3 protein-coding genes are annotated in these 2,946 nt (G+C 48.5%); all 3 read left to right on the plus strand.

Going from position 1 to position 2,946, the window contains the following annotated elements; all coding sequences use genetic code 11:
* A partial coding sequence (locus A2517_RS02580; RefSeq protein WP_294893829.1) for a TolC family protein occupies nucleotides 1–957 on the plus strand: 957 nt, incomplete at its 5' end.
* Nucleotides 954–2,168, plus strand: a complete 1,215-nt coding sequence (locus A2517_RS02585) for an efflux RND transporter periplasmic adaptor subunit (protein ID WP_294893831.1) — start codon at nucleotides 954–956, stop codon at nucleotides 2,166–2,168. The genes A2517_RS02580 and A2517_RS02585, both read left to right, overlap by 4 nt.
* Nucleotides 2,169–2,170: 2 nt before the next feature.
* Complete coding sequence (locus tag A2517_RS02590) at nucleotides 2,171–2,866, plus strand: ABC transporter ATP-binding protein (RefSeq protein WP_294893833.1); 696 nt, start codon at nucleotides 2,171–2,173, stop codon at nucleotides 2,864–2,866.
* The last annotated feature ends 80 nt before the right edge of the window (nucleotides 2,867–2,946 follow it).

Raw genomic sequence — 2,946 nt, forward strand, 5'->3', positions numbered from 1 at the left:
CAAGATATTTTCCGTTCCGGCGGAATCACCTATCAGATCAAATATGCCGATGCCAAAAAACAAAGTGAAACGATACGTCTGCAAAAAGATATCGCACTCTATAATCAACAGCTCTTCATCGCCCTTTTAAATTACCGAAAAAACAGTGTTTTACTAGATCAAAGTAGGAAACGTCTGGAAAATAAAGGGATCGAGGTATTTATAAAACGGCAGTTATACGATGCGGGAAAAGTGGATATTACGGAGCTGAACAATGCCTTGATGGCAAAAAGTGTTGAGCAAAAAAGCGTTGCCTCACTCAAATACTCTCTTGCCGAACAACGATATGAGATTGCAAAGCTCAGCGATATCAATCCGGAAAACTTTCAACTCCCCCGCTTTGAGCTCGTAGGAAAAGAGCAGTTTGTAGAACATCAATTGGATGTAGAGTACAGCCGTGCCCAAGCCGATACCCTCAAAAACCTCTCAGGGGTAACCGGCAGCCGCTATCTCCCCACCCTCTCTCTCAACGGTGATGTCGGGTACCGCCGATATGATCCTCAAGAGCTAAGCGGCTACAGCGGAAATTTTTACAGTGCCGGAGTACAGCTTACCCTGCCCCTTACTTATAACGCCTCCGCTACGATCCAAGAGGCACAAGCAACATATCTCAAAGAGAATGCCGCGATCGCCGATAAAAAAAGGGAACTTGATGCTGCGTATGCCCAAGTGATTGAAAAAATTGAAAGTTATCGGGAGAGCATCGCTATCACCTCTGAGAATCTGATCCTCTATAATGATCTTTTGCGTGCCATAGAAGCAGGAGTCAATGCGGGAACCAAAACGGGATACGATTTGCAAACTCTCAAAAATACGAAAGCAATCGAAGAGTTGGAGATTACAATCAATGAGATCAATATCCAAATCCTCCTTGCACAACTCCATTTTGCCCTTAATCCTTCGAAGGAACTTTTATGAATCCAACACCTGACTCCATCAACCACACTCTCGGACTCGGTTCTGCGAAAAAATCGCCTCTTAAAAAATATATTATTATCGCCGCTGTCGTGAGCATGATAGCGGGAGGGGGATGGTTTTGGATAAAAAACCAAGCCTCTTCAAAAACCGAATATCTCACCGCACCCGCCGTGATCAAAGAGCTGACCACGACCGTATCGGCAACGGGAAATTTAGAGCCGACCAATACGATCGATGTCGGGATAGAGGTCTCGGGTACCATCACGGATGTCCTCGTCGATTATAACGATCATGTGCGTCAGGGGCAGCTTATGGCACGGCTGGATACGACCAAACTCTCCTCCGCCGTTACCAGCTCCGAAGCGGCACTGCTACGCTATAGAGCCAATATATCTGCAGCAAAGGCAACTTTAGCCAATGCCAAAAACGAATATGAACGTGTCCACAAAATGTACACTTCGACGGGGGGCAATTACCCCTCTAAAAAAGAGGTCGATGAAGCCGATAATGCACTTCTCTCCGCCAAAGCGGGAGTGGATGCCGCAATTGCCCAATCGGCACAGGCAAGTGCGGAGCTCGAAACACATCAGGATAATCTTCGCAAAGCGATCGTCGTCTCCCCTATCGATGGGATCGTGCTGGAGCGCAAAGTGGAACCGGGACAAACGGTTGTTGCCGCAATGCAAACCCCTGTTTTGTTTAAAATGGCAAAAAGTCTAAACACGATGAAAGTGATCGTCAGTGTCGATGAAGCCGATATCGGCGAGGTCAAAGAGAGACAAACGGTGACATTTACCGTCGATGCCTATCCCGATCACCGATTTAAAGGGGTTATCACCCAGCTGCGTCTGAACTCTGTTATGGTTAACGGTGTCGTCACTTACGATGCCGTCGTCGAAGTTCCAAATGAAAACCTTCAACTTCGTCCGGGGATGACCGCAACGGCACAAATCATTACGGGTGTTTTGCCCTCTGCCCTCACCGTCCCTAATGCGGCACTCCGATTTACCCCTCCCTTAGAGAAAGATGCTAAAGAGAAAACAGCTCAAAAATCGGCACATACAAACGGAAAAGCGCTCTGGATACTTCGGGAAGGAAAAGCTGAAAAAATAGAGGTAAAAGTGGGTAAAAGCGACGGAATTTCCACCGCCATTTTGGGTTCTGCCCTGAAACCCAGCGATGACGTTATCATCGGGATCAAAGAACACTAACGATGGAAACATACATACCTCCGGTTATCGGCTTTAAGGGTGTCACCAAATCCTACGGGGAGGGGGAAGCGGCTGCGTATGCCCTAAGAGGGGTCGATTTTGAAATAGCGCGCGGCGAATTCGTCGCCATTATGGGACCCAGCGGATCGGGAAAATCAACGGCTATGAATATCATAGGTTGTCTCGATACCCCCTCAACAGGGCAATACCTCTTTGAGGGAATCGATGTCGGTACCCTCTCTCGCGATCAGCGCGCCCTGCTGCGTCGCAACTATATCGGATTTATTTTTCAGGGGTTCAACCTGCTGGGAAAAACCTCAGCGGTCGAAAACGTCGAACTTCCCCTGCTCTATCGGGGTTTTCCTGCCGATGTTCGAAGAGCAAAAGCCCTCGAGGCGCTTAAAAGTGTAGGGTTGGAGCATGTCGCCCACCACACTCCGGGGGAACTCTCGGGAGGGCAACAGCAACGTGTCGCCATCGCCCGTGCTATCGTTACCGATCCACTGGTACTCCTCGCCGATGAGCCTACCGGAAATCTCGACACTGCCAAAAGTATCGAAGTCATGGAGTTGTTACAGTCGTTTAATCGAGATAAAGGGATTACCGTCATCATGGTGACGCATGAGATCGATATGGCGGCATTCGCCAGCCGTAAAATCCACTTTCGCGACGGAATGATCGATAAGGTTGAGCAATGATCTGGAATGCTTTTATTTTAGCTCTGCGGGAGATTCGGCGCAGTGCGATGCGCTCTATTCTCACCACACTCGGTATTGTC

This window comes from Sulfuricurvum sp. RIFOXYD12_FULL_44_77 (assembly GCF_001830725.1).
GTDB lineage: Bacteria > Campylobacterota > Campylobacteria > Campylobacterales > Sulfurimonadaceae > Sulfuricurvum > Sulfuricurvum kujiense_A.